Here is a 654-nt window from a genome sequence, read left to right as displayed (position 1 = left end):
TCGCGGGAGACGTCATAAGAACTGTTCAGCAGTTCCGTTGCCTGTACATGGCCCGCCAGCAGCAGAGAAGCGACCAGCGCGAGTGAGTTCTTTTTCAGTAAGTTAACGGCCATTGCGCACCCTTATAAATTTAATGACTTTCTAATAGCCATCATATTTATAACGGACGTGAAAGGAGTAACTGTTTTATATACCGTTTGGTGATTTGTAAGTTGAAAAGGGAATAAGACGAAATCCTCCCCACAAATGCAGGGAGGAAACAGAGGTGAATCAGATGCCGACGCTAACCGTCTCCGGCAGTGTGCTGCCGCCATCAATCACATTCTGTGTACCGGTTAAATAACTTGATTCATCCGATGCGAGGAAGGCTGCCAGTTCGCCGACTTCCAGCGGATCGGCGAGGCGACGCATCGGGATTGCTTTTGCCATTTCAGTCAGCACCGATTCTGGATCTTCCGGGTTCGACTGGCGGGCAATGCTTTCCGCCATTGGCGTGCGTACGTATCCCGGGCAGATGGCGTTAACGCGAATACCAGACTGCGCGTACTCCACCGCCAGCGATTTAGTCAGGCCAACAATCGCCGCTTTCGTTAAGGCATACGCCGTTTCACCCGGATCGGCCACCATATCGCCAGTGACTGAAGACATCATCAC

The 654-nt window shown here is 51.5% G+C and carries 1 protein-coding gene; it reads right to left on the bottom strand.

The features are described from left to right. Window positions 1-270: 270 nt before the first annotated feature. Window positions 271-654, bottom strand: a 384-nt coding sequence (locus AC5O77_RS21960) for an SDR family oxidoreductase (protein WP_263109097.1), incomplete at its 5' end; no start/stop codon positions are given.

The organism is Stenotrophomonas sp. INTA L402-1 (assembly GCF_059295135.1).
This window is presented reverse-complemented; position numbering and strand designations above follow the sequence as displayed.